Here is a 25,174-nt window from a genome sequence, read left to right as displayed (position 1 = left end):
GAACTGCCGGATTTTATCCCGAAGCGCATCCTCAGGCACCCCGAAGTGCTCTGACAGGCATGAAAGGCACATATATTCAACCGCGCCGCGGTTGATCAGTTTTTTGGTCAGCGCGCATTCATCCGGAACAAGCGTCCGGCCGCATATACGACAGACCGTCGGAATACCGACGGTCTGTGCTTTTTCGGACGAATTATTCACGGTTTTTTACCAGCCGGCAGAGGTAGAGCTTCATATCATGGCCGGGAACAACGGGGTTGAAGAAATCCGCCTTCCGCCCAAGGTCCTCACCGGTAAACACATCCCGGATCTGCAGGGAGTAACCGGAAGCAACCGGAAGGCCGAGGTCTACCATCTCCACATGAATGACGGACTCGGCATCGGACAGATTGATATAGGCCAATGCAAACTCGCCGCCGGACAGGTGGCGGAAAAGGGTATAGGATGAATCCGGAATGTGACGCCAGGGCATTTCCCCTTCCTTCGGATCCGGATTACCGGTAAAGATGGAACCTTTCCGGATCAGCATCGGAGGCCGTGCCTCCTCATCCTGGTCAATCCGCAGGAGATCCTTGTGCTGCATCAGGGAAACGTATTCCGGCTTCAGGCTGCGCAGGTCTGCTCCCATCATCAGCGGAACGCCGCACAGGCACCAAAGGGAGAACTGCATCCGGTATTCCTCATAGGTACATACTTTACCGAAACCGACGTTTCCGCGTCCATCCATCCCAACGGTCAGCATATCCATGTCGTTGAAACAGCCGACACCGCTCATGCAGAGGTTATCCAGCTGGGATTTGAAGATATCTGTAAAGGATGTATAGTTATCCATAATGTCGCCGGTGGAACGGTACAGATGCGCGCCGATACTCCGCATCCATTTCCATGGTTCCTTCTGGCCCCAGTTGCAGGCAGAGAAAACGATATCCCGCCCTGTGGCCTTCAGCGCCATCGACATCGTCTGGTAGCGGGTACGGCAGTCGCCGGTTTCCGGGAAATTGCAGAAATCATATTTCAGATAATCCACACCCCAGGAGGCAAAGGTTTCGGCATCTGTAAACTCATGATCATAGCTGGAAGGATATCCGGCGCAGGTCATAACGCCGGCACAGGAATACATTCCGAATTTCAGGCCTTTTCCATGAACATAATCCGCAAGGTCCTTCATTCCATGGGGGAATTTTTCCGGATCAGGAACCAGACGCCCAGCGGCATCCCGTTCACGGAGTGACCAGCAGTCATCGATGACCAGATATTCATATCCGGCGTCCAGGTAGCCCTGATCCACCATGTAATCCGCCATTTCGCGGATCAGGGAATCATTGATTTTGTCACCGAATGTGTTCCAGGAATTCCAGCCAAGCGGCGGGCGGACAGCAAGCATAGGGCACCTCCGTATAGTTCATTTTGATGGGATATAAGAATCAGAATGGGGGATCAATTGTGAATTCCCGGCCATCCAGGGCAGGGAGCGCTCCGCCGGTATCCAGCCGCAGGGAGACAGCACACAGCTTCAGGCTGCGGGCTTTATACTGGCGGTTAAAAGCACGGTCACCGTACAGGTCATCCCCAAGGACCGGATGGCCAAGTGCGGCAAGATGCGCCCGGATCTGATGGGTTCGTCCGGTAATCAGGTGAACCCGCAGGCGGGAAACGGGGCCGCTTTCAAGCGTCTCATATCCGGTCGTGATAGGCCTGGCGTTCGGCACGGGATGATCTGTAATGCGGACAACGGCGCGCTGGCTGTCCTTGACCAGGAAAGCACTGCAGACAGAAGCAGGCGGTTTCATTACCCCGCGAACCAGGCAGATGTAGTATTTCTCGATCGTCCGGTTTCGGAAGGCCTCTTCCATGACAGCCAGTGCATGCGCATTCCTGGCAAACAGGCAAAGCCCGCTGGTTTTATTATCCAGGCGGTGGCAGGCAGCGGGCGGAAAGGAAACCGGACCGGAAGCGCAAGCATGCTGAAAGCATAATTCCGTCAGTGAAAGAGACCCGGCAGTATCCGGCTCTACGCTGATTCCGCCAGGCTTATTGACAAGCAGGATATCTTCATCCTCATAGATAATCCGAAGGGATTGCTGGCTGCCGGACAGGGATGACCGATCCGGAAGGTAAATCCTCAGTTCCTGGCCGGACTGCAGGATATCATCCCGGTGAGCCGGGGTTTTGTCCAGCTTGATATCCCGGGAAGCAAACAATTTACGGATGGTACTCTCCGGAAGGTCCGGAAGGAGTTTCCGGAGATAACGGTCCAGCCGCATTCCGGATACATCCGGTGAAATCAGGACGGTTTTCAGCGCCATATTACTGCACCTGAGATGAAGAAAAATACAGCCAGCGGGGAATCTGTCCGCTGAGGTTCTCAAGGGACGCCAGCATTTCACGGGTAGGATAGGAAACCAGCATGGAGGAAAGGACTTCCTTCATGTCTTTATACGGAACTCCCTGCTTTGCCAGAATAATCAGATCTTCCACAGCATCTTCAGGAGAAATCTCCGGCCGGACTGCACCGTCCAGAACGGACAGCATCCGGTCATAAAGCGGGGATTCAAGGTCCATTACGCTGGCAGAAGCAGTGTTCATGGCATCGCTGGTCATGCTTTGGTACGATGACGTACGGGAGAAAGAAGAAAATTTCGTGATCATTCCATCGGGTTCGGCCAGTCCCGGATGCAGCAGAACCAGCTGGCCCTCGCGGTCATATGTATAATCAAAGGCGGCACGCAGCATCCGCTCTGCCAGATCCGGATGCCCTTCCGCACAGGTGCCGGCGAGCAGCGTCTGAAGGTGGCGGAGTGCCGGAGCAGCCTGCATCATTCCCATCAGGTAGAGCGTGTTGTCGATTCCGTCAATCACATGTTCCACAATATCCCGGAGTTTCCGATGCTCATCCCCGGCCAGCAGAATAAGCGCGGTTGCACACAGCTGATGCGGCATATGCAGGATCAGTACATTGTCCTTCCATTCACCGCGGCACCACAGCCGGCGGATCAGGCTGCGGGCAGGGATCAGGTCATTCCAGTCCTGCAGCGCCAGATGCCCGCCGAACAGGACGGTCCGGACCAGGAGATCATGTTCTTCACCGGGCAGAAGCGCCATTTCGGCCGCAAAGCCGGAAAGCACGCGGCTTCGAAGATCGCTCACTCTATGAAGCAGCGGCTGATTCCCGGAAGCCTTGTCCTCCTCGGCATACCAGGAAAGATCATACAGTTTTTCCGCATCCCGGTCCTGGCAGGAAGCGTCAAAAAGGCAGACAGCCGGAAAGCCTGTGAGATCTTTCTCACAGGCCTCCAGCTGATCGGCACGTAAAACACTCATGGTTTTATCGGCCCAGTGATATGGACGGGTATTTCCTCGTCTGAGCATAAGGTTCCTTTCAATCAGAGCTTGAGGATCCAGCCATTCCGGTCTTCCAGTTTTCCATACTGGATACCGGTCAGCGTATCATACAACTTTTGGGAGATGGTGCCGATTCCGCCATCGCCCAGGGTGACTTTCTCATCGCGGAGCGCGAGCACACCGACCGGGCTGATCACCGCGGCGGTACCGGTTCCGAAAGCCTCCGTCAGTTTTCCGGATTTGGCATCGGCAAAGATTTCATTGACATCCAGCCGCTTTTCTTCGGCTTCATATCCGAGCTGGACAGCCAGCTTCAGAACGCTGTCCCGCGTGATGCCGGGCAGGATGGAACCGTTGAGTTTCGGGGTGACGATTTTGTTGCCGTAGGCGAACATCATGTTCATGGAACCGACTTCTTCCACATACTTCTGCTCAACACCATCCAGCCACAGGACCTGGGAGAAACCTTTCTTCTCCGCAATATCACCGGCCAGGATGGATGCGGCATAGTTGCCGGCGCACTTGGTGAAACCAACGCCGCCGCGGACAGCACGGACATATTCATCTTCCACGTAGATGCTGACAGGCTTCAGGCCTTCTTTATAGTAGGCACCGACGGGGGACAGGATGATGAAAAAGCAGTACTTCTTTGAAGCGTGGACACCCAGACCGACATCAGTGGAAATCATGGTCGGACGAATATACAGGGAGGTGCCTTCCCGGTGGGGAACCCAGTCTGCATCAATCCGGATCAGCTGCTTCAGCCCTTCGAGCGCGGTTTCTTCATCCAGTACGGGCATGCACATCCGCTCCGCACTGCGGCTCATACGGGCCAGGTTATCCTTGGGCCGGAACAGCTGCAGGGTATTATCCGCGGTGCGGTAGCACTTGCATCCCTCGAAAATGGCCTGACCGTAATGGAGCACCATGGCGGCAGGATCAATCGGGAAATCACCGTACGGAACGATCCGGGCATTATGCCAGCCAACTCCGAGTTCATAATCCATCAGGAACATATGATCGGTGAAAATCCGCCCGAATCCGAGGGCGGATTCATCCACAGGTTTCTGCTTCGGGGTTTGGGTGAGCGTCACTTTGATATCCAGCATGAGATAACCCTTCTTTCCTCTGATAATAAAGCCATTATACTGCGGACCGGGGGAAAACACTGTCTTTTTCCTGTATTACAGTTCATCGGCAATGTCTTCCAGCTTTATCGGGAAAACCAGGTATCCTGCGGATTCGTCCGCAGCGATCCCCGGTTCCAGATAAAACACCGGATTCCCCTCTGCATCCAGGTAAAAATCCTCTTCCGGATAAAAGACATCCAGCAGGTCATCCTCCGCAAAATCGTCGTAATACGGCAGGTTTCCGGGATTTTCGGTGATCTGGTCCATGATCATTTCCCGGACGATCCGGCTGGCTTTTTCAGTCTGGCGGGCCAGCTGGTACTCGTCCTGTTCCCCTGCATTCAGGATTCCGAGAAGCCGTGGAAGATCAAATGTGGCATCAGACAGACCGTCCTGCCGGGAGAAGGTATGCCCTGTCCAGACGGTACGGACAACATCGCCGATCACGGACTCTTTCCGGACCAGGACGGAGAAAAAATGGTCATTGTTGCAGGTGCATTGATAGGACACATTTACTGAAACGCTTTTGCCGGAATCGATATATCCGTCTGCCATGAAATGAATATTGGTTTCCAGCGTGTAAACCTGATCCGCATAGAACGGGTTGATCCTGCCTGCATCCGGTTCATCTTCGGAAACATGCGGATAGCAATAGGTATACGTATATGATCCTGCGGAAGGATTGTCCGGATCATATGGAATAACCAGTGTATCGGCCAGGTCTGTGTCCAGTTCAAGCGGATCTGCCAGGACGGTTCCGGCAGCGATGAGCAGTATGAGAAATGCCGACAGGACAGACAGGAACCGTTTCATCTGTGGATCTCCTCTTCTCCGGAACGGAAATTATTTCGTATAGGTATAACGGACGTTCATGGCCGGGTAGTTGATGAAAGTGCCGTAAACATCGGCAAAAAGCCGGTAGTAGTTTCCCATTTCCCATTTGGTTTTGGAATAGTTTACAATATAAACAGGGCGTGATTTGCCATCCTCGCTGGTATTGATGATGGCGATCTGCGGTTTTTGGGATTCGATGGACACGATATATCCTTTTACCTCATAGATTGTTCCTTTTTTGCTGCGGGCGTCGATATTGGCCAGCAGTTCACTGTAATCGGAATCATTCAGCGAAAATGCCTTGGTTGTATAGATATCAGCGGTCGGGACATAATACACGACATGGTCTACCCGGGTAGGCCGCCTGTTCGGCATCTCCGCCAGAATGGAAATTGTGTTGTCTCCGATATGGTCAAAATGCGCGATGAAGGAGAAATGGCCGGTGGAGTCCACTTCTGAGATATCCAGGTCCGAATGCTTGCTCAGGACGGTGATGTATGCGCCGGGGACCGTATTGCCGCTGACCGTCATGGTATCGTTAAATGTGGAAGAGAATGTTTCGGGTGCGAGGTCCAGCGTTATATCCTGCTTTGCACGGTAAATGACCAGCGTGAGGGAGTTTTCGCGGCAGTACTGGGCGCGGGCAACAATAGTAAAAACATTGTCACCTTGCGGCTGGACCTGTTCATTAATGCTCAGCTCACCGTCCTCGCTTACCGTGTCGCTGTAATCCTTTCCATTGACAGTGACGTGGGAACCGGGACGGACGTTGAGAACAATATTGGCCATGGTGGTGGATACGGTGCTCCGAAGGGTCGACGGGGTTTCCAGGGACAGGGGACTGAGCGGAATGGCAATGGTATAGGAAATCAGGTCCAGGGGTGTCTGGCGGCCGGAGGAGTTCTTCAGGAAGGGAGTCAGGGTAACATCCATGGTTTCGCCCAGTGTGCCTTCCAGATTGTCATACCAGGTATGATCCGGAATTTCAATGGTTGCATATCCGTCCACCACCACATAGCTGGCGTGGAGCTCCCGGATATAGATGGAAGTTCCCTCTTCACCGGGGATCAGGACAGTATGCGCAGCCAGTTCGCCGGCTACTGTGGAAGTGATGATCGCATCCGTGCTGAAATACGGCTGCCGGCTGGAAAACAGCCGTTTCCAGGCAAAGAAACCGCCTCCGCCCAGAAGCAGCAAAACCAGGACGGTGACTGCAATCCGGCGGAAAATGACCCGTCCGTCCCGGGCACCATATGGGGAGAAGGCGGACGTGTAAGTAACAGAGCGGCTTCGGCCGGCGCCGGGGTATTCCGGGAGAATCGGATCGTAGGACCGGGGTTCAATGAAGGTGCCGGCATCATCCATAAAGCGGACGCGGTGGCGGACTTCTGATTCCCGGCGCATCTCTGCATCGGAAGGGGAGACCGCGGTTCGTGCCGGCTGATCGGGCGTTTCCGCATCCGGGGTGCTTTTTTCACCGGACGGTTTACGGACCTGCGGCTGAAGACGGGATGTTTCATCCTGCAGCTGTTTTTTCAGTTCAGCGCCCCGCTTTTTCCGGCTTTTCAGATCCTGCATTTCCCCTGCCAGGGTGTCGCGGGAGTCCGGTGTATTATCCACCATACCGAACTCGTCTGCACGCAGGTAAGATGTGGAAGCGCCGCCGTCCCGGAGAGTATCCTTCCACGCGATGCGGGAGGACGCGTCAATATTCAGGGGCGTTCCGCAGCGGGTGCAGTGGGGCATGGAGGCCCGGTTCCACTGCCCGCATTCAGGACATTTCATTCGTAACTTACCTTTCGTTATTCATCGTCATCATCAATGACCAGGAAACTGTTCTGCAGGTAATCCTGCATCTTGGCACGGGCAACCGGCCAGTTGATTTCCCTTGCGGCCATTCCGGCAAACCAGATTGGACGGCTGTCGCCCTCGGCCGGAATGCGAAGTTCTTCAATGGTGCAGTTCCGCAGTTGCCAGGCATATCCGGCGGCTTCAAGCAGATCCTGGGCAGACATATTGGTTTTGTTGCTCAGGTTTGCGAGCTCATTGGCCAGGGCGTTTGCCTCATCCAGTGAAAAACCGCGGCACTTGTCTGCCAGAGCGCTGAGGACATTCCGGGCACGCTGGGTTCTCATCAGGTCACCCTGGCTGTTATCCTTCCGGATCCGCATATACAGGACCGCAGCCCAGGGCTTCAGCCGGTACAGGCCTTCCGGGGCCCTCCGGTTCCGGGCAATATCATACTGCCCGTCCACCGAAACCACCCAGCCGGGATCCACTTCATAATTGTTCCGGAGGTAACTGATGTCGGCTGAACTGAGCTGGACATCCACACTGCTCCCCAGGATCGGGAGGGCAATTACGTCCCGGACCTGGAAAAAGGTGAACATCATATACTTTTCGATCCGGAAGCCAAGATGCTCGCCGATTACCCGGCACAGTGCTTCAGGTCCGTAATCGTTGTACACGTAATTAATCCGGCCATAGTGGTTTTTGGTTTCCGTAGTGTCCGGCCGCTGGATGATCGCGTCCCGGATGATGGAGGTCAGCATAATACGCTTGGCACGGGTGTCCAGGGTCAGAATCACAATACCGTCTGTATTGCCCCAGTCATCCTTGTGTTTTCCTGCGGCTTCAGAAGGGTTTTTTGCATCATCCGGACGGGCGTTCCGGTTTTTCTGATCCAGAACCAGCAGGAGATAATGGTGCTGGTCCGGATTATCCGGAGGAAGCTCATCCCATGGTACAATCTCAAACGGAACAGGATTCCGTTCATATTGGTTTTTGAATTCATCTGCCCAGCCGGTATCAGATGCCGATGCTGCAGCCGGAACCAGCAGAATGATGAACAGGAAAACACAAATCAGCCTACGCGCCAAGGCACAACACTCCTTTTCCCAAAGGGAACAAATACACATTTTATTATACAATGAAACGATGGGAATGTAAATTTGCTTTTCCCGAAAAGAATGATATAATCCGTACATAGTTCAATACAGCAAGGGGTTTATCAGAAATGGATTATGATGTCCTGATTGTCGGCGCCGGCCCCGGGGGAATCTTTACTGCCTATGAACTGACCCGGGATTCCGGCCGCGCGATGAAAATCGCGGTATATGAGCTGGGAAATCCGCTGGACCGCAGGAAATGCCCGATTGACGGGGAGAAAGTCAAAAGCTGTATCCGGTGCAAAACCTGCTCAATCATGAGTGGGTTCGGCGGTGCCGGTGCTTTTTCGGATGGAAAATACAACCTGACCAATGATTTCGGCGGCAGCCTTCACGAGCATGTCGGCAAGAGCCGGGCGATGGAACTGATGAAATATGTGGATTCCATCAATCTTCAGTATGGCGGGGAGGGAACGAAGCTTTACTCCACCGCCAACAGCGCAATCAAGCAAATGTGCCTCCAGCACGGACTGCACCTGCTGGATGCACAGGTCCGGCATCTTGGAACCGATATCAACTATGTGGTGCTGGAAAACCTGTATCACGAGCTGAAGGACAAGGTGAGCTTTTTTTTCGGAACCGCAGTTTCCGCAATCCGGAAAGCGGAAGGCGGATTTGAAGTGACGCTGGATGACGGATCGACTGTGACAGCGGCACAGTGCGTTGTATCTGTCGGCCGAAGTGGGAGCAAGTGGATGGAAGGCGTATGCCGGGAAATGAATATTCCGACACACAGCAACCGGGTGGACATCGGCGTGCGGGTGGAAATCCCGGCGGCTGTTTTCAGCCACCTGACGGATGAACTGTATGAAAGCAAGATTGTTTACCGCACCGCCAAATTTGAGGACCTGGTGCGTACATTCTGCATGAATCCCCACGGAGCAGTTGTCAGCGAAAACACAAACGGGATTGTGACTGTGAACGGCCACAGCTATGAGGATCCGGCCCGGCATACGGACAATACCAATTTTGCCCTGCTGGTCAGCAAGCATTTTTCAGAACCCTTCAAGGATTCAAACGGGTACGGTGAATCCATTGCAAGGCTCAGCAATATGCTGGGCGGAGGCGTAATCGTCCAGCGCTTCGGGGATTTGGTCCGCGGCAGAAGAAGCACGCCGGGAAGAATTGCCGGGTCATTCGTCACCCCGACGCTGACCGCGACTCCCGGAGACCTGAGCCTTGTGATTCCGAAGCGGATCCTGGACGGGATCATTGAGATGATTTACGCGCTCGACAAAATCGCACCGGGAACGGCAAATGACGACACGCTTCTGTATGGTGTGGAAGTAAAATTCTATAATATGGAAGTGGAACTTGATGAAAACCTGGAGACGCAGTATCGCGGACTCTATGTGATCGGCGACGGAAGCGGTGTGACCCACAGCCTCTCCCATGCCAGTGCCAGCGGGGTTCACGTGGCCCGGAAAATCCTGGCAGATATGGGCTATTCGGTATAAATTTTTTCAGAATAAGGGACTGAATCGGGCAGACCGCAGCAGCCGGCCCACAGTTTCCAGGCCGCGAGATCTTCCGGATCCGCGGCTTTTTTCCATTCCGAAGCAGCCGTGTGGATTTTCACCGGAAGATCTTTCCAGCGGTCACTGAGGGCGGAGCTTTTCCGAATCGACAGCAGCAGCGTACGATCCGGAGGAGGAAGCGACTCCAGCCGTGTACGGGTAATATCCAGCAGTGCAGCAGCCATCAGCCGGCTGATCCGTGCTCCCGGATAACGGCGGGTGGACAGCTGCCGGAGCAGCTGATCACGGGAAGAACATACCGACGCTGCTTTTTTCAGGGCATTCTCCAGCCCTTCTGACAAATCCGGAAGACCGGAGAGATCAGCGGTCCGGAGTTTGCTGATCAGGAGAATGTCCAGTTTCCGCGGATCGGGAATCCGCCGGTCCAGGAAAGCCGCCTTTACCCGATCAGCGGAGAATGGCGGCATGGATGAAAATGCGGGCAGGTAAACACCCCGGAACAGGCTGTCCCGAAGTGCGGAAGCGGACGGTGCTTCCGGCCGGATATCCGGATTGTGGTAACTGCCGCGGCGCGGAATGACAACCGGGACAATATGCGAATGCATTCGGCGCAGTACACGCAGGTAACAGACGGCAAGGATGTTGTTCGGACGGGACAGCACAGAACCGGCTCCCGGCATACAGTCATCGACAGCGGCTGACAGCGCAGCGGGATATCCTTTTCCGCCGGACAATTGCCGGTTCAGCATTTCGGTGAAACGGGGCGGGACATCCTCCAGAAGACCGGCAATGCCATCCAGCAAATGAAGATCCGGTGTTTCCGCACCGAACGCCAGATGGGAAATCCCCAGGCCGGCAAGCATGTGGACAGCTCCGAAAGCATAATGCTCCGCGTCCCGGACAGTCCAGAGAACCGGCAGCAAAAAGACGGCGTCGGCGCCTTCGTGGACGGCACAGGCAGCCCGGTCAAACGGGGACAGCATGGATAATTCGCCCCGCTGTTTCAGGCAGGGGGAAAGCGCGATATATACGGAATCCGGACAGACGGCCTTCCGGGACTCCGAAAGATGCCAGGCGTGTCCGTTATGAAAAGGATCATACTCGGCGACAATCCCCAGAATGGTTTTCCGATCTGACATTTCTTCCTCCATACGTTCCGGTCCAGCATGCTCAGCTGATGGTACCGGGATACAGATCCGGTCGGACAGGATCATATGCGTTATAAGGATTATACCAGAAAAGGCACATGAAACAAAGGGATGATTCCTGAAACAGAATGGCCGGACAGCCCGGAACAGCGGGGAATATTGATTTTCTGGCAGATGTAGGATATACTAAATTGATTTGTCAGGAGGGAGGATTCATTATGAAACTGATTATCGCGATCGTTCAGGATGAAGATTCTTCTAAGCTGCTGTCCAAGCTGATGCAAAAAGGGTTCGGGGTTACCAAGCTGGCAACCACCGGCGGTTTCCTGCGGGCCGGGAATACCACCCTGCTGCTCGGTGTCGATGAGGATCGGATATCCGAAGCAATCCATATTATCGAAACTGTCTGCAAGAGCAGGAAGCAGATGACGGCTGCAACCACCGGCATCAACAATATCACCCACGGGGAATATGCCGCATTTCCGATGGAAGTTACTGTCGGAGGAGCGACCCTCTTTGTGCTGAACGTGGAACAGTTCCTGAAAGTATAACGGGTCGGATGGTATGAAACCGGAATTAGCGTCTTTTCATGAACAGGGCAAAGAGGTCAGCGGGCTGCTGTCCCAGATGGCAGAAGGCAGGCTGGTTCATGCAAGCCTGATCACAGGAGAAAAAGGAACCGGAAAACGGACGCTGGCAAAGCTGATGGCGTCCGCTCTTCTGTGCAGTTCAGGCGAAAAACGCCCCTGCGGCACCTGCAGGGACTGCCTGCTGGCCGAGCAGGGAGAGCATCCGGATATGACGATCATCCGGCAGGGAGTGCCGCTGGCACCGGACGGCAAGAAAGACAGGACGACCATCCCGGTGGATGATATCCGGGAAATGATCCGGATCTGCGGAAGCCATACGCTGGAGGGAAAAGCCCGCGTGGTGCTTCTGTTTGATGCGGACCGGATGACCGCCCAGGCACAGAACAGCCTGCTGAAAACCCTGGAAGAGCCGCCGGAAAACACGTATATCATTCTGGTGACAGAACATCCGGAGACGCTTCTCACAACGGTAATCAGCAGATGCCGTCCGATCCGGCTGAAAGCATGGAGTGATGAGTATATCCTGAAAGTGCTCTCACAGGAAGGAATCCGGGGAAGCCACGCCGAGGAATGCATGGCAGAAGCGCACGGCTCCATCGGCAGGGCGCTTGAACTGGCCGGTGACGAGGAATACTGGAAGACACGGGATGAAATAAACAGCATGTTCTTCCGTCCGGCCGGGACCGGCAGAAGTGATATCCTCCGGCTCTCAAACAGCTGGAAGGACAGGAAAGCAGAAGCCGGAATCATGCTGAATATACTGGAGTCGTCCCTGGAACGGATGGCTCGTTTCCGGTTTCAGAACGGGACCGGCGGTGAAGCTTCCGGCCTGCCGGATAACTGGAGACGCTTTTCCGGGAAAGCCGGGCCTGAAGCCTTTACGGGCCTGATCAATGCAGTCAGTGACGCCCGGAAGCAGCTGGAGTCAAATGTCAATTTCCAGGCGGTTCTGGAACAGCTTCTTTTTGTCTTTATGGGGGAAGGAAACAAATGGTAAAAATTGTTGGAATCCAATTTCAGAATAACGGGAAAATTCATTATTTTGACGCGTGCGACATGATGATGAAGCCCGGCGATTATGTGGTGGCGGATACGGCCAAGGGACTGGACCTTGGGGAGGTTGTGATCGGGATCCGGGAAGTGGAGGAATCCGCAAATGCGCCGATGCGTAAAATTGTCCGGATTGCCACTCCGCAGGACATCCAGCACAGTACTGAGAACCGGGAAAAAGAGCGGGAAGCCTATCAGACCTGCCAGAAGAAAATTGCAGAGCATCAGCTGGATATGAAACTGGTATCTGTGGAATATGCGTTTGACAACAGCAAGATCCTGTTCTATTTTACTGCCAACGGCCGTGTGGATTTCCGAAGCCTGGTGAAGGACCTGGCATCCGTGTTCAAAATGCGGATTGAACTTCGGCAGATCGGGGTCCGGGATGAAGCCAAAATGCTCGGAGGGCTCGGTCCGTGCGGCCGCCCCATCTGCTGCGGGGCGTTTCTGGATGAATTCCAGCCGGTATCCATTAAGATGGCCAAGGAACAGAATCTTTCGCTGAATCCCACCAAGATCAGCGGCGTATGCGGAAGACTGATGTGCTGCCTGAAATATGAGCAGGATCATTATGAGCAGACCCGAAAAAAGATGCCGAAAACCGGCAGGGAAGTTTCCACGCCTGCAGGAACGGGAATTGTTTCTGATCTGAATATTCTGAAGGAAACGGTCAGTGTCCGGATTACAACCGGTGACTCCAGTGAGATTAAGGAATTCCCGCTGGAGGAGATCGTCCGGATTGATGCCGAAAAGACGCATGAAAACACGCAGCCGGCGGGAAAAAAGAACCGTGTCCCGGCGGACGCTGAAAACCGGAATGGGGATAAGACATCCGGAAATGAAGCAGAGCGCGCCAGCGAACCGGATCCGCGTGATACCAGACCGGATTCCGGCCGGCCGGGAAACCCGGAAGGAAAAAAAGGCAGCCGGAATTCCGGACGGGACGGACAGCAGTTGGGAAAACCCGTACGGCGGGAAAATCCAAACCGGCCAAAGGAAGAAAGCGGATCCGCGGAGAAACCGGTTTCGGTTCCGGAGAAAAAAGCGGAGACAACCACCCGGGGAAGCTGGGCGGATGCACTGCAGAAAGCAATGGATGCGATCAACTGATGCCCGCGGATGGTATTGCAAAAACACGTATTCGATGATATATTATGGGTGACAACGTTCCCCAAATAATTTTTGGAGGTAGGATTTATGGCTTACAAAATTTCTGAAGACTGCATCAGCTGCGGCGCCTGCGCTGCGGAATGCCCCGTGAACGCGATCTCTGAAGGAGATGGCAAGTACGAAATCAATCCCGATGTGTGCATCGAATGCGGTGCCTGCGCGGAGACCTGCCCTGTAGGAGCTCCTGCCCAGGCATAATCTGATTTCGCGGTTTTGCCGGCCATATCATGATGGCCGGTTTTTTTATTACAGAAACCACCGGGAACATGAAAAAAGCCTGCGGTCTGAACCGCAGGCCCTGTACACCATTAGGGACTCGAACCCTAGACACCCTGATTAAGAGTCAGGTGCTCTACCAACTGAGCTAATGGTGCTCACAGCGAACAGATGTTATTATACAGAAAACAGAGGGTTTGTCAAGCAGAAATATTCAAAAATCGCAGGACTATTTTTTTCACTGATTTATGGTATAATCTTTCCGTAACAGCGGAGGGATGAACTTGAGTCTGAGACTGACAGAACCGTTGGCAGAACGGGACGCCGGGATGCTGAATGCGCTTCAGCTGGCGTACCTGGGTGATTCTGTATGGGAAACCGTAGTCCGGGATACACTCGTACACCGGGGGCTGAATGTCCACCATATGCACCGGTCATGTGTGGAATATGTAAACGCAGCCGCACAGGCTTCTTTTCTGGAAATGATCCTGCCGGAAACTGATGAACGGGAGCAGGAAATTATCCGGCGGGGACGCAACGCCCATGCGCGGCATCCTGCACCGAAGAACCAGGAGCTTGGGGACTATTCGGCGGCGACCGGATTTGAAGCCCTGATCGGGTTTCTTTATATAACCGGCAGGGAGGACCGGATTCTGCAGTTTGCCGGAATGATTATCGGAGGGAATGGCGATGGCTGAAAGAAAACAGATGAATGTGATTCTGATCCGGCATACCGGATTTCCGGAGGAAACGGTATCCCTTGGAGCAAAACTGTGCTATTCCAAGGCCAATATTGAGGATCTGAAAGCCAAAATATCCGAGAAGGATCAGTCTGCATTTATCCAGAGGCTGATGAACATGGGACATGAATCGGTGCTGGAACATGCCACATTTACCTTCGGGATTGAAGGTGTAAGCCGGGCGCTCCTGGCACAGATTACCCGGCACCGTGTGGGTGTGGCCTTCTCGGTTCAGAGCCAGCGGTACGTTTCCTATGAGAACGGATTCGGATATATTATTCCGCCGAGCATTGAGGCGCTCGGAGAGGCGGCTGTTCAGGAATACCATGCCCAGATGAACCAGATTGAGGAATGGTACAAAAACTGGCAGGAAAGACTCGGAAAGCAGGGGGAAAAGTCGAATGAAGATGCCCGGTTTGTCCTTCCGAACGCCTGTGAAACACGGATGCTTGTAACCATGAACGTACGGGAGCTCCGCCATTTCTTCAGCCTGCGGATGTGCTCACGTGCCCAGTGGGAGATTCGCACCCTGGCGGAAAAGATGCACGAGCTCTGCCTTCAGGTTTCCCCGGAGCTTTTCCGGGATGCCGGACCGGCCTGCCTTCGCGGGAAATGCCCGGAAGGGGAAAAAAGCTGCGGAATGCAGACAATTAAGCGGGAAGAGCGGGAAAAGCTTCTTGCCCGCCTGAATGAGGAGAATCATCATGCCGAATAATTACAGCAGCAAGGATCGGAAGAAAACCCCGGCGGCCTCATACGGCCAGCGGGAACGGAAAGGATTTGCGCCTGCGGGGGGGCGGAAAAACGGGGACAATCCACGGGAACGGAGCAGTTTCCGCCCGGCGGCAGCCCGCAAAGCAGAAGATGGCCTGCGCCGGACCGGACGGCCTTTCCCGGATGGAAAAACGGAACGGGACAGCAGCCGGAAGAACGGCGGATACCGTGATTATGAATACCGGGAGGAGGCGCGCCCACGCCGCGAACGGATTCCTTCTTTTGAATCCCGTCCGGAGCAGGATACCGATACGGAAAAGTATATCCTGACCGGCCGGAATCCGATCCGCGAAGCGCTGAAGAATCATCGGGACCTGGAGAAACTGATGGTCCAGAAGGGTGACTTGTCCGGATCTGCCCTGGAGATTATCCAGAAAGCCAAGGAACAGAAAATCATGATCCAGACCGTGGACAAGAGCCGCCTGGACGAGATTGCACCGCGGCATCAGGGCCTGATCGCATTTGCTTCTGCCTATCAGTACTGCACGGTGGAGGATATCCTGGAAGCTGCCCGTGAAAAGGGCGAAGCGCCCTTTATCATTATTCTGGACGGGGTGACAGACCCCCACAATCTCGGTGCGATTATCCGAACGGCAGAATGTGTGGGTGCACATGGCGTGATTGTGCCGCAGCACCGCAGTGTCGGACTGACGCCGGCTGCTGTCAAATCATCCGCCGGTGCGGTTGAGTATGTGAAAGTGGCGCGCGTGATGAACCTGAACCGTACCATTGAGGAACTCCAGAAGGAAAACATCTGGGTTTATGCGCTGACGATGAACGGAAAGGATTTTCGTGAAGTCTCCTTTGAAGGCGGAACTGCGCTCGTGATCGGCGCCGAAGGCGAGGGAATCAGCCGGCTGACAGAAGAAAAGTGCGATGAATCCGTATCCCTTCCGATGAAAGGACATCTGGACAGCCTGAATGCATCTGTTGCCGCAGGCATCATGATGTATCGGGTGTTCACAGCGCGGAATGAATGACAACTGAGGGCGGGAGAACTGCATGCTGGATGAGAACAGAGTGCCGGACGAACAGCCGGAAGAAATGAATAGCGCACCCGATACTGCTGTCAGCGAAGAAAACGAAATGGGATTCCTGAGCGCCCGCTATCAGCAGATGAATGATGAACAGGTGGTTGAAATGTGCCACCAGGGTGATTCTGAAGCCGAGGAATACCTGCTGAACAAGTACAAGAATTTTGTCCGGGCCAAAGCGAGGAGTTATTTTCTGATCGGCGCGGACCATGAGGATATTGTGCAGGAAGGAATGATTGGGCTCTATAAGGCGATCCGAGATTTCAAACCGGAAAAGCTCAGCTCATTCCGGGCATTTGCGGAGCTTTGCATTACCCGCCAGATTATTACCGCCATCAAGACGGCAACCCGGCAGAAGCATATTCCGCTGAACAGTTATGTATCGCTGAATAAGCCCCTGTATGATGAGGAAAGCGACCGTACTTTGCTGGATGTGATTATGGAAGGACGGATATCCGATCCGGAAGAGCTGATTATCAACCGGGAAAACCTGGGAAATATCCACAACAAGATCAGCGAGGTGCTCTCCGGGCTGGAACAGGAAGTCCTGCAGGCCTATCTGGACGGAAAAAGTTACCAGGAAATAGCAGACGCGCTGGGACGCCATGTCAAATCCATTGACAATGCGTTACAGCGCGTAAAGAGAAAGCTTGAAAAGTATCTGGAAGAAAAGTGGGTATAACCGACCGGTTATCAGTTTGTGCTTTGGTTTTCAGGAATGGAAGCGGCGGGTTCGGCAGAATCCGCCGCTTCATCATCTTCTTCAGCCTCATCGGTTTCGCCTGTTTCAGGGGCTGCTTCTTCCGTTTCATCCGGAACCGGAATCCCGGTGGTATACTGGCTGACAGTTTCGTCGATAATCGTCTGCAGGATAACCGGTGATTCAATCCGGCGCGCACCGGCGGTGATTGTCCGGATATCTGCGGTATCGGAATCGTTCAGGGAGCGCACCTGGCCGAGAACTGCCACCAGTGCAATCATCACTACGGAAAGAGAGCAGAGTGCGATCATCGGGATCCGTACGGAACGGCGGGCCGGAACAGAATCCGGTTCAAGGGCTTTCCGGTAAATACGGTTTTTCAGTTCATCACCGGCCTGGAGACCGGAGAGGACCTGTTCCGTTACTTCGGGCAATTGTTCAATTCTGCTCATCTGCTCCATCTCCTTTCAAATCATTTGCCAGGCGCGTCCGGGCCCGGCTGAGCCGGGAGGATACCGTGCCTTCTGAAATATCGAGCATCATGGAAATTTCGGATACTCCGTATCCCTGATAATAGTGCAGCAGGACAACCTCCTTGAAAATCGCAGGCAGCCGGTTGACCGCTTCCGCCAGGGCAGTATTCTCCGCCAGGCGGCCAATTTCATCATCTGCCGGAAACAGCTCGAAAGCCGGATGCCCCAGGACGACTCGTTTCATCCATGCACCGCGCCAGAGATCCCGGCACCGGTTGAGCGCAACTTTCAGGAGCCACGCCTTTTCCCGTCCCTCCACCAGGGGAGGACGGGAAGTGAGGAACCGGACGAATACATCCTGCGTAACATCCTCCGCGCGCTGACGGTCTCCGAGATAATAATACGATACACGGAGAACGTCGGTAGCGTACAGATCGTATAGCTGTTCAAAAGAGAGCCCGGAAGCGGGAGAACCGTTTCCGTCTGCCGGCCGGAGGCCGGAACCCTCTTCCATTGATAGTAACGAAACAAACAAGCGGTTTATTCCCCCGTTAACGGAAAAAATCCGATAAAATTTCACCGCGGCAAGAATACCGGCCGAAAACCGGAATGCCATTGCCGGTACAGAGCGCGGTGCAGGTCCGGATAACTGATGACAGAAAACGTTTCAATACAGTTATCAATAAAATAGTATAACACAATCCGTCAATAATTGAAACCAGTCCGCAAGGATTTGTTACCTGCCGAATGTGCAAATTGCACTTGACGAAAGTGTCGTAAACGGGTTAATATACTACCAGAGAAAGCATAAAACGATTTTGCATGTCAGTTCGTGTATTATGCGTGCACATCAAAATAATAAAGGAGCGTGTTATCCTGTGTTAAGAAAAAAGACTTGTGTTGCAATGCTTCTCGCTGGCGGCCAGGGAAGCCGGCTTGGTATTCTGACCAAGAATGTGGCAAAACCGGCAATTCCGTATGGCGGGAAGTACAGAATAATCGACTTTCCGCTGAGTAACTGTACCAACAGCGGCATTGATACGGTTGGCGTGCTGACTCAGTACCAGCCCCTGGAACTGAATGCCTATATCGGAAGCGGCGCCCCGTGGGACCTGGATATTTCCAACGGCGGCGTTTTCGTGCTTCCCCCGTACCAGAAGGGGAAAAGCGGGGAGTGGTACCGCGGCACAGCAAATGCAATTTACCAGAATATTGCATTTATCCAACAGTACAATCCGGATTATGTGCTGATCCTGAGCGGCGACCATATCTACAAGATGGATTACAATGCCATGCTGAATTACCACATCAGCCATGGTGCGGACGCGACGATCGCGGTCCGTCCGGTCGCCTGGGAGGAAGCTCCCCGTTTCGGCATCATGAATACCGATGAAAATGACCGGATCATCGAATTTGAGGAAAAACCGAAAAAACCGAAGAGCAACAAAGCTTCCATGGGTGTCTATATCTTCACATGGGAGAAACTGTACAAATACTTGACAGATGATGAAGCGGACAAGGGAAGCTCCAATGACTTCGGTAAAAACATCATCCCGAACATGCTTAATGACAACCAGGTGATGATGGCCTATAACTTTACCGGGTACTGGAAAGACGTGGGAACCATTGAAAGCCTCTGGGAGGCCAATATGGACCTGCTTGAGAATCCGATGCCGATGGATATGCATGACAAGAAATGGCGGATATATGCCAAGAACCCGGGAATGCCGCCCCACTATATCGCCAAGGGCGCGACTGTCACCGATACGCTGATCACCGAAGGCGGCGAGGTGTACGGGAATGTCCATCATTCCATTCTGTTTGCCGGTGTTGTGGTGGAAGAAGGCGCGTATGTTGAATCCAGCGTGATTATGCCCGGCAGTGTCATCAAGCGGGGCGCTGTCATCCGCAGGACCATTGTTGCTGAAAATGCCGTAATCGGCGCCGGTGCAATCGTCGGGGAAGAAGAAGGGAATATTGCGGTGATCGGACAGGGTATTTCGATTCCCGCGGGAGCAACCGTTCCGGCCGGACAACAGGTGGACGAGTCGTATTCTTTCTGAGAAATGGAAAGGAATGAAATAGAATGAAAGATATAATGGGAATTATCTATACCGGTGAAAATGACGCCAGACTCCGGGAACTGACGATTACCCGGGCAATCGCCGCCATGCCGGTCGCGGGCAGATTCCGCGTGATTGACTTCCTGGTTTCCAGCATGGTGAACGGCGGAATGAAAAACATCGGCGTGATCATGCAGAAAAATTATCACAGCCTGATGGACCATCTCGGATCCGGCAAGGAATGGGATCTGCACGGCAAACATGAGGGCCTTCATATTCTGCCGCCGTTCCTGACGCGTGAGAATGTCGGACTGTATCCGGGCATCCTGGATGCTCTCCGATCCAACAACAGCTATCTGACCCGCAGCAAGCAGGAAACCCTGGTGCTGAGCAACAGCAACATCCTGTACAATGCCCGCCTGGATGAACTGATCAGTTTTTACCGGGAAACAGGTGCGGATATCACCCTGATGTACACCAAGGATCCCACCATGATCCGGGATGAGTACGGCACGTATATCAAGGTTGAGGAGAACGGCGACGTAACCGATATGGAGGTTCAGCCGACCCATCCTGCATACGGGAACTGCTATATGCAGGTGTTTGTGATGAAACGCGAACTGCTGCTGGACCTGGTGGACAAAGCAGTCGCACACGGCCTGCATTCCATGGATAAGGATATTTTCCTCCGCCTGATCCAGAGCCGCAGCGCGAAGATCAATGCTTATGAATACAAGGGGAAATGCTGGCATATCGATTCTGTCCAGAGCTATTTCCGGTTCAACATGGAGATCCTGGATCCGAAAATGCGGAAGGGACTGTTCCGGGACGAGCTTCCGGTTTATACAAAAGTCCGCGATGAAATGCCGGCTTACTACGGTGACAATTCGACCGAGCTGAATTCCCTGGTGGCAGACGGCTGCCAGATTGAAGGAAAAGTGGAAAACAGCGTGCTTTTCCGCGGCGTCAAGATCGCTCCAAATGCCCACGTCAAAAACTGTATCATCATGCAGGATGGCCAGGTGCAGGAGGGAGCCTATATTGAAAACTGCATCCTGGACAAGGAAGCGATTATCCGGCAGAATGCCCGCCTGATCGGACCGGAAGCATATCCGATTGTAATCGGCAAGAATGTTGTGATTTAAGGAGGAATCATCGTGAAAATCCTGTTTACTGCCAGTGAGTCTGTACCGTTTGTCAAAACCGGCGGTCTGGCTGACGTGGTCGGTGCACTGGCTCCCGTGCTCGCTGCGCAGGGGCATGATGTCCGTGTAATCATTCCGGATTTCAGTGCAATTCCGCAGGAGTACACGGAAAAAATGGTTCACGTATGCGACTTCGAGGTTCAGCTGGGCTGGCGCCGTCAGTACTGCGGAATCGAAAAGATCGAAATGGACGGAGTTACCTGGTACTTCATGGATAACAAGTTCTATTTCGGAAGACCGTACATCTACGGAATGGGCGGCGATGAATATGAACGGTTCGGCTTCTTCTGCCGCGGCGTCCTGAATATGCTGCCGCTGATTGATTTCCAGCCGGATGTGATCCATGCCCATGACTGGCAGAGCGGCATGGTGCCCGCGCTCCTGAAGATCCAGTATGCCCACCTGCCGTTCTACGGGAAAATCAAAACGGTCTTTACCATCCATAACCTCCAGTATCAGGGCATCTTCGGAATCCGTGAAGTCCAGGATATCCTGGGGCTCGGTGACAGCCTCTGGACGGATGACAAACTGGAATGCTTCGGATGTGCCAACTTCCTGAAGGCGGCGCTGGTCTACAGCGATGCGATTACGACCGTCAGTCCGTCCTATTCCGAAGAAATCCAGACTGCGTATTACGGGGAGCGGCTGGACGGCCTCCTCCGGGCACGGAAAGGCGACCTGCACGGTGTCCTGAACGGAATTGACATGGCGGATTATGACCCGGCGAAAGATCAGAGAATCGCGTCTGTCTATTCCATGGATGACCTGACCGGAAAAGCAGCATGCAAGAAAGCCCTCCAGGAGGAACTGGGCCTCGATGTGCGTCCGGATGTCCCGATTATCGGAATGGTCGGGCGATTGAGCAACCAGAAGGGCCTGGACCTGGTGGACTATGTGATTGCCGATATTATGCGGCAGGATATCCAGCTGGTGGTCCTGGGAATGGGTGAAGGCCGGTATTTCAACCTGTTCAGCTGGGCAGAAGGAGAATACAAGGGCAGGGTAGCCGCCCGGTTTACGATGGATCACGCGCTGGCCCATAAGATTTATGCCGGCGCGGACATGTTCCTGATGCCCAGCCAGTTTGAACCATGCGGTCTGAGCCAGATGATTGCGATGCGGTACGGTACGGTTCCGATCGTTCGGGAAACCGGCGGACTGCGGGACACCGTGCTGAGCTACAATGAGTTCTCCGGTGAAGGAAACGGATTCACATTCTTCAACTATAACGCGCATGATATGCTGCATACGATTGAGCGCGCAGTGGATTATTACCTGCATCATCAGGATATCTGGAAGATTATCCAGAGGCGCGGAATGGAAGGGGACTACAGCTGGACTCATTCCGCCGGTGAATATATGAAGATTTACCAGGATCTGTTTGCAGAGAAAAAGCCGGAAGAACCGCCCCGGGTTCCTGAAAAGAATCCGGTGGTGATGGAAGACCTGTAACAGGTTGCAGATGCTATAAAAGAGATGCGCCGAACGTGCGCATCTCTTTTTGAAAAATGCATGGAGGCAAGCGACTTTGGATCAATTGATTCGTGAAGATGAGACGGTGGAGGATCTGCAGCTGGGCGGACTTCAGCTGCTGCAGAAAAAAACGGGATTCAGGTTTGGAATGGATTCCGTACTGCTTGCTGATTTTGCAGCAGTCCGGAAAGAGGATACAGTGGCGGATTTCGGAACGGGAACAGGAATTCTTCCGCTTCTGCTCATTGGAAGAGATAAAGGGCAGCTTTTCCGGGCGATTGAGATTCAGGAAGAGTATTGCGAAATGGCATCCCGGACGATGGTGCTCAATCACCTGGAAGACAGAGTGTCCATCATCTGCGGGGATGCCGGAAACGCAGACCGGCTGCTTCCTCCCTGCAGTGTCGATGCGGTAATCTGCAATCCGCCCTACGGGATACACGGGGCTTCGCTGACGAGCCCGTTTCCCGATCGGGCGACAGCAAGGAACCAGGAGGAAGATACCCTCTGCCGGTTTTTTACTGCCGCATTCCGGATCCTGCGGGGAAAGGGAAAATTCAGCATGGTGTATCCGGCTCCGCAGATGCTGCAGGCGATGGAAATGATGCGCCGGTGCCATCTGGAGCCCAAACGCTTCCAGCTGGTGTATCCCCGGGAAAACAAGCCCGCGAACCTGGTGCTGATTGAAGGAGTAAAGGATGCACGGCCAACCCTGAAGCCCATGGCTCCGCTGATAATTTACGACAACAGCATGCACTTGACAAACAAACTCAAGTCTATTTATCATATACAGGAACAGAATCCGGTCTGAATTGACACAAGGAAGTATGACGGAATGGAGAATATCTACGATCTGGCCATCATCGGCGGCGGCGCGGCGGGACTGGCGGCTTGCGCAGCGGCGTCCCGGCTGGGTGACCGTGTGATTGTTCTGGAAGGCGCCTCCTCCATCGGCCGGAAAATTCTGGCTTCCGGGAACGGACGGTGCAATCTGATGAATGCGGGCATTCCCCGGTATTATGGGGGCGCTTCCTTTGCGGAAAACGTGATCTCCCGCTGCGGAGCTGCGGAGCAGACCCGTTTCTGGAGTTGTATCGGACTGGCGCTTGCCCGGGAGAGTGACGGCCGTGTTTATCCGTGCACATACCAGGCCGCGTCTGTCCTGGATGTGCTCAGGCGGGAGATCGGAAGCCGGAAAGCAGAGATATGCCTGAATACGCGAATCCGCCTGTGCCGGAAAGGAAACGACGGTTTTTTTCTTCTGGAAGCGGAGAACGGGAACAGAATCCGTGCCCGCAGGGTCATCGTGGCGGCGGGAGGAGCGGCGGCGCTGAAACCCGGCAGTGCGGAAAGCGGTTACGGGATCCTGAAGGGATTCGGTCACGCAATTCATCCTTTATTTCCGGCCCTTGTTCCCGTTGAAACAGACCGCCGGAGTATATCCGGGCTGTCCGGAATCCGGATCCGGTGCACTGTAACCCTGACTGATCCGTCCGGAAAAGAATTGCACCGGGAATCCGGAGAAGTCCTTTTTTCTGACACCGGTGTCAGCGGAATCTGTGTGATGCAGTGCGCAAGGTTTATTTCCGGAGAAGGATGCTGCCTGGAACTGGACATCGCAGACCGGTTGTTCCCGGATGATACCGCCCTGTCGGAAGAGCTGATCCGGCGGATGAAATGCTATGCGGATATGGAAGCACAGACGATGCTGGTCGGGCTGGTCCCTTCCAGGATATCCTATGCGGTGATGAAACAGGCGGGAGTTCCCCTGCACGGTGAAAAACTGGGAGAAATCCCCGGGGAAATCATCCCCGCACTGATTTACACGATGCATCATTACCGGATCACAGTAACCGGCACCCGGGGAATGGAAAATGCCCAGGTGACGGCAGGCGGAGCTGCCTGTGAAGAATTCCGGCCGGATACCCTGGAATCCGTTCTGGTACCCGGCCTGCATGCAGCCGGGGAAATTCTGGATGTGGACGGAGACTGCGGCGGGTTTAATCTGATGTTTGCGTTCGGTTCCGGCATCCTGGCCGGACTGAACGGGCGTAAACCGGATTTCTGAAATCCGGAGGAGGTGAATAACAAGTTGAAAAAAGGGGATATCAAAAAGCAGGTTATCCTGCAGACAGCAGAGACGATGTTCTGCCGGAATGGATACGAAACAACCAGCGTCCAGGATATCCTGGATGCACTGCATACCAGCAAGGGCAGTTTCTACCATCATTATGCCAGCAAGGAACTGCTGCTGGAGGAAATATGCCGGACCCGTGCAAAAAACGGAATGGAACAGATCCTTTCGGGCCTTACGGACAGCATGCCGGCAGCTGAGAACATCAACCGGCTTTTTTCCGGCGCAATGCCCCTGAACGGGGAAAACCTGTCTTTCCTGAGGATGCTTCTTCCGGTTTTCACCCTTCCGGAGGGAAGACAGGTCCGAGCCGGCTATGCGGATGCACTGACGGAAATGATGCTGCCGTCCACAGTGAAGGAGATCGAACGCGGGAATGAAACCGGTGAGTTTTACTGTACAGATCCGCAGCACTCCGCAGAAATGTGCTGGCTGGTGATTCATGACTGCTGGATCCGGATCTGTATGCTCATTATCCGGAATGAACAGGCCGGATCGGAGACGGATCCTGCCGAACTGCTCAGCCTGACCGAGCATTACCGCCATTCTGTGGAAAGACTGCTGTCTGCTCCATTCGGATCCATCCGCCTGATGAATCTGGATGAACTGATCCGCCTGACCGAACAGATTCATTATTCCTGGAATCGTCAACATTAATCATAAGGAGGACTG

Annotated in this window: 25 protein-coding genes and 1 tRNA gene; 15 read left to right on the top strand and 11 right to left on the bottom strand. The window is 53.9% G+C overall.

Annotation, left to right across the window (positions count from 1 at the left end; translation table 11 throughout):
* Positions 1 to 193 precede the first annotated feature (193 nt).
* The 7 genes from JNO48_01615 to JNO48_01585 form a co-directional block, all read right to left on the bottom strand.
* On the bottom strand, positions 194 to 1,384 hold the full coding sequence (locus JNO48_01615) for a glycoside hydrolase family 27 protein (protein QTE68632.1): 1,191 nt from the start codon (positions 1,382 to 1,384) through the stop codon (positions 194 to 196).
* 40 nt (positions 1,385 to 1,424) lie between these two features.
* On the bottom strand, positions 1,425 to 2,306 hold the full coding sequence (locus JNO48_01610; protein QTE68631.1) for an RluA family pseudouridine synthase: 882 nt from the start codon (positions 2,304 to 2,306) through the stop codon (positions 1,425 to 1,427).
* 1 nt (position 2,307) lies between these two features.
* A complete protein-coding gene (locus JNO48_01605) occupies positions 2,308 to 3,321 on the bottom strand; it encodes a hypothetical protein (protein QTE68630.1) in 1,014 nt (337 codons plus the stop codon).
* Between the two features lie 62 nt (positions 3,322 to 3,383).
* Positions 3,384 to 4,451: a branched-chain amino acid aminotransferase gene (locus tag JNO48_01600; protein ID QTE68629.1), complete on the bottom strand. Its 1,068-nt coding sequence runs from the start codon at positions 4,449 to 4,451 to the stop codon at positions 3,384 to 3,386.
* Between the two features lie 75 nt (positions 4,452 to 4,526).
* Positions 4,527 to 5,285 (bottom strand): hypothetical protein, encoded by a 759-nt coding sequence (locus tag JNO48_01595; GenBank protein ID QTE68628.1) that lies wholly within the window; start codon positions 5,283 to 5,285, stop codon positions 4,527 to 4,529.
* 30 nt (positions 5,286 to 5,315) lie between these two features.
* Positions 5,316 to 7,091 (bottom strand): zinc ribbon domain-containing protein, encoded by a 1,776-nt coding sequence (locus JNO48_01590; GenBank protein QTE68627.1) that lies wholly within the window; start codon positions 7,089 to 7,091, stop codon positions 5,316 to 5,318.
* 17 nt (positions 7,092 to 7,108) lie between these two features.
* A complete protein-coding gene (locus JNO48_01585; GenBank protein QTE68626.1) occupies positions 7,109 to 8,185 on the bottom strand; it encodes an LCP family protein in 1,077 nt (358 codons plus the stop codon).
* Between the two features lie 137 nt (positions 8,186 to 8,322).
* On the opposite strand from JNO48_01585, the gene JNO48_01580 reads away from it, so the two are divergent.
* Positions 8,323 to 9,711 carry an NAD(P)/FAD-dependent oxidoreductase gene (locus JNO48_01580; GenBank protein QTE68625.1) on the top strand — a complete coding sequence of 463 codons (1,389 nt, stop codon included), beginning with the start codon at positions 8,323 to 8,325 and terminating at the stop codon, positions 9,709 to 9,711.
* On the opposite strand, the gene JNO48_01575 is transcribed toward JNO48_01580, so the two are convergent.
* Positions 9,699 to 10,871, bottom strand: coding sequence for a nucleotidyltransferase family protein (locus JNO48_01575; GenBank protein QTE68624.1), 1,173 nt, complete (start codon positions 10,869 to 10,871; stop codon positions 9,699 to 9,701). The genes JNO48_01580 and JNO48_01575 overlap by 13 nt on opposite strands.
* A gap of 227 nt (positions 10,872 to 11,098) precedes the next feature.
* Here JNO48_01575 and JNO48_01570 point away from each other — a divergent pair, with 227 nt between their 5' ends.
* The 4 genes from JNO48_01570 (at position 11,099) to JNO48_01555 (ending at position 13,888) form a co-directional block, all read left to right on the top strand.
* The gene (locus JNO48_01570; GenBank protein ID QTE68623.1) at positions 11,099 to 11,431 is read left to right on the top strand and encodes a cyclic-di-AMP receptor; all 333 of its coding nucleotides are present in this window, start codon (positions 11,099 to 11,101) and stop codon (positions 11,429 to 11,431) included.
* 13 nt (positions 11,432 to 11,444) lie between these two features.
* Positions 11,445 to 12,467, top strand: coding sequence for a DNA polymerase III subunit delta' (gene holB / locus JNO48_01565; protein ID QTE68622.1), 1,023 nt, complete (start codon positions 11,445 to 11,447; stop codon positions 12,465 to 12,467).
* Positions 12,461 to 13,630 carry a stage 0 sporulation family protein gene (locus JNO48_01560; GenBank protein QTE68621.1) on the top strand — a complete coding sequence of 390 codons (1,170 nt, stop codon included), beginning with the start codon at positions 12,461 to 12,463 and terminating at the stop codon, positions 13,628 to 13,630. The genes holB and JNO48_01560 overlap by 7 nt, the downstream gene beginning before the upstream one ends.
* Positions 13,631 to 13,717: 87 nt before the next feature.
* Complete coding sequence (locus JNO48_01555) at positions 13,718 to 13,888, top strand: 4Fe-4S binding protein (protein ID QTE68620.1); 171 nt, start codon at positions 13,718 to 13,720, stop codon at positions 13,886 to 13,888.
* Positions 13,889 to 13,991: 103 nt separating this feature from the next.
* On the opposite strand, the gene JNO48_01550 is transcribed toward JNO48_01555, so the two are convergent.
* Positions 13,992 to 14,064 (bottom strand) — tRNA-Lys (locus JNO48_01550).
* 126 nt (positions 14,065 to 14,190) lie between these two features.
* On the opposite strand from JNO48_01550, the gene JNO48_01545 reads away from it, so the two are divergent.
* From JNO48_01545 to sigH, 4 genes are all read left to right on the top strand, one after another.
* Positions 14,191 to 14,604: a ribonuclease III gene (locus tag JNO48_01545; GenBank protein ID QTE68619.1), complete on the top strand. Its 414-nt coding sequence runs from the start codon at positions 14,191 to 14,193 to the stop codon at positions 14,602 to 14,604.
* Between the two features lie 10 nt (positions 14,605 to 14,614).
* Entirely contained in the window at positions 14,615 to 15,361 is a 747-nt protein-coding gene (locus tag JNO48_01540) for an FAD-dependent thymidylate synthase (protein ID QTE69655.1), read from the top strand.
* On the top strand, positions 15,351 to 16,400 hold the full coding sequence (gene rlmB, locus JNO48_01535) for a 23S rRNA (guanosine(2251)-2'-O)-methyltransferase RlmB (GenBank protein QTE68618.1): 1,050 nt from the start codon (positions 15,351 to 15,353) through the stop codon (positions 16,398 to 16,400). The genes JNO48_01540 and rlmB overlap by 11 nt, the downstream gene beginning before the upstream one ends.
* Before the next feature lie 106 nt (positions 16,401 to 16,506).
* Positions 16,507 to 17,136 (top strand): RNA polymerase sporulation sigma factor SigH, encoded by a 630-nt coding sequence (gene sigH, locus JNO48_01530; protein QTE69654.1) that lies wholly within the window; start codon positions 16,507 to 16,509, stop codon positions 17,134 to 17,136.
* A gap of 11 nt (positions 17,137 to 17,147) precedes the next feature.
* Here sigH and JNO48_01525 read toward each other — a convergent pair whose 3' ends face one another.
* A complete protein-coding gene (locus JNO48_01525) occupies positions 17,148 to 17,606 on the bottom strand; it encodes a hypothetical protein (protein ID QTE68617.1) in 459 nt (152 codons plus the stop codon).
* Positions 17,593 to 18,162 carry an RNA polymerase sigma factor gene (locus JNO48_01520; GenBank protein QTE68616.1) on the bottom strand — a complete coding sequence of 190 codons (570 nt, stop codon included), beginning with the start codon at positions 18,160 to 18,162 and terminating at the stop codon, positions 17,593 to 17,595. Before JNO48_01520 ends, JNO48_01525 begins: the two co-directional genes overlap by 14 nt.
* 343 nt (positions 18,163 to 18,505) lie before the next feature.
* Between JNO48_01520 and JNO48_01515 the strand changes: the two genes are divergently transcribed.
* From JNO48_01515 to JNO48_01490, 6 genes are all read left to right on the top strand, one after another.
* Positions 18,506 to 19,690: a glucose-1-phosphate adenylyltransferase gene (locus JNO48_01515; protein ID QTE68615.1), complete on the top strand. Its 1,185-nt coding sequence runs from the start codon at positions 18,506 to 18,508 to the stop codon at positions 19,688 to 19,690.
* A 23-nt stretch (positions 19,691 to 19,713) separates the two neighbouring features.
* Positions 19,714 to 20,835: a glucose-1-phosphate adenylyltransferase subunit GlgD gene (glgD, locus tag JNO48_01510; protein QTE68614.1), complete on the top strand. Its 1,122-nt coding sequence runs from the start codon at positions 19,714 to 19,716 to the stop codon at positions 20,833 to 20,835.
* Between the two features lie 12 nt (positions 20,836 to 20,847).
* Entirely contained in the window at positions 20,848 to 22,347 is a 1,500-nt protein-coding gene (glgA, locus tag JNO48_01505; GenBank protein QTE68613.1) for a glycogen synthase GlgA, read from the top strand.
* Between the two features lie 76 nt (positions 22,348 to 22,423).
* A complete protein-coding gene (locus JNO48_01500) occupies positions 22,424 to 23,179 on the top strand; it encodes a methyltransferase (GenBank protein ID QTE68612.1) in 756 nt (251 codons plus the stop codon).
* 24 nt (positions 23,180 to 23,203) lie between these two features.
* A complete protein-coding gene (locus JNO48_01495) occupies positions 23,204 to 24,436 on the top strand; it encodes an aminoacetone oxidase family FAD-binding enzyme (protein QTE68611.1) in 1,233 nt (410 codons plus the stop codon).
* A gap of 24 nt (positions 24,437 to 24,460) precedes the next feature.
* On the top strand, positions 24,461 to 25,159 hold the full coding sequence (locus tag JNO48_01490; GenBank protein QTE68610.1) for a TetR/AcrR family transcriptional regulator: 699 nt from the start codon (positions 24,461 to 24,463) through the stop codon (positions 25,157 to 25,159).
* Positions 25,160 to 25,174: the final 15 nt, after the last annotated feature.

This window comes from Clostridiales bacterium, assembly GCA_017569285.1.
Classification (GTDB): Bacteria; Bacillota; Clostridia; order Christensenellales; family Aristaeellaceae; genus Aristaeella.
Note: the sequence above shows the minus strand (reverse complement) of the source record. Positions and strands in the feature narration are given on the sequence as shown.

Bases quoted from the DNA above. Each gene is read 5' to 3' on its own strand.
- JNO48_01570 (QTE68623.1), top strand. From the start codon at position 11,099: ATGAAACTGATTATCGCGATCGTTCAGGATGAAGATTCTTCTAAGCTG.
- sigH (QTE69654.1), top strand. From the start codon at position 16,507: ATGGGATTCCTGAGCGCCCGCTATCAGCAGATGAATGATGAACAGGTG.
- holB (QTE68622.1), top strand. From the start codon at position 11,445: ATGAAACCGGAATTAGCGTCTTTTCATGAACAGGGCAAAGAGGTCAGC.
- JNO48_01590 (QTE68627.1), bottom strand. From the start codon at position 7,091: ATGAAATGTCCTGAATGCGGGCAGTGGAACCGGGCCTCCATGCCCCAC.
- JNO48_01605 (QTE68630.1), bottom strand. From the start codon at position 3,321: ATGAGTGTTTTACGTGCCGATCAGCTGGAGGCCTGTGAGAAAGATCTC.
- JNO48_01495 (QTE68611.1), top strand. From the start codon at position 23,204: ATGGAGAATATCTACGATCTGGCCATCATCGGCGGCGGCGCGGCGGGA.
- JNO48_01610 (QTE68631.1), bottom strand. From the start codon at position 2,306: ATGGCGCTGAAAACCGTCCTGATTTCACCGGATGTATCCGGAATGCGG.
- JNO48_01595 (QTE68628.1), bottom strand. From the start codon at position 5,285: ATGAAACGGTTCCTGTCTGTCCTGTCGGCATTTCTCATACTGCTCATC.
- JNO48_01560 (QTE68621.1), top strand. From the start codon at position 12,461: ATGGTAAAAATTGTTGGAATCCAATTTCAGAATAACGGGAAAATTCAT.
- JNO48_01525 (QTE68617.1), bottom strand. From the start codon at position 17,606: ATGAGCAGAATTGAACAATTGCCCGAAGTAACGGAACAGGTCCTCTCC.
- glgD (QTE68614.1), top strand. From the start codon at position 19,714: ATGAAAGATATAATGGGAATTATCTATACCGGTGAAAATGACGCCAGA.
- JNO48_01580 (QTE68625.1), top strand. From the start codon at position 8,323: ATGGATTATGATGTCCTGATTGTCGGCGCCGGCCCCGGGGGAATCTTT.
- JNO48_01600 (QTE68629.1), bottom strand. From the start codon at position 4,451: ATGCTGGATATCAAAGTGACGCTCACCCAAACCCCGAAGCAGAAACCT.
- JNO48_01540 (QTE69655.1), top strand. From the start codon at position 14,615: ATGAATGTGATTCTGATCCGGCATACCGGATTTCCGGAGGAAACGGTA.
- JNO48_01555 (QTE68620.1), top strand. From the start codon at position 13,718: ATGGCTTACAAAATTTCTGAAGACTGCATCAGCTGCGGCGCCTGCGCT.
- JNO48_01575 (QTE68624.1), bottom strand. From the start codon at position 10,871: ATGTCAGATCGGAAAACCATTCTGGGGATTGTCGCCGAGTATGATCCT.
- rlmB (QTE68618.1), top strand. From the start codon at position 15,351: ATGCCGAATAATTACAGCAGCAAGGATCGGAAGAAAACCCCGGCGGCC.
- JNO48_01615 (QTE68632.1), bottom strand. From the start codon at position 1,384: ATGCTTGCTGTCCGCCCGCCGCTTGGCTGGAATTCCTGGAACACATTC.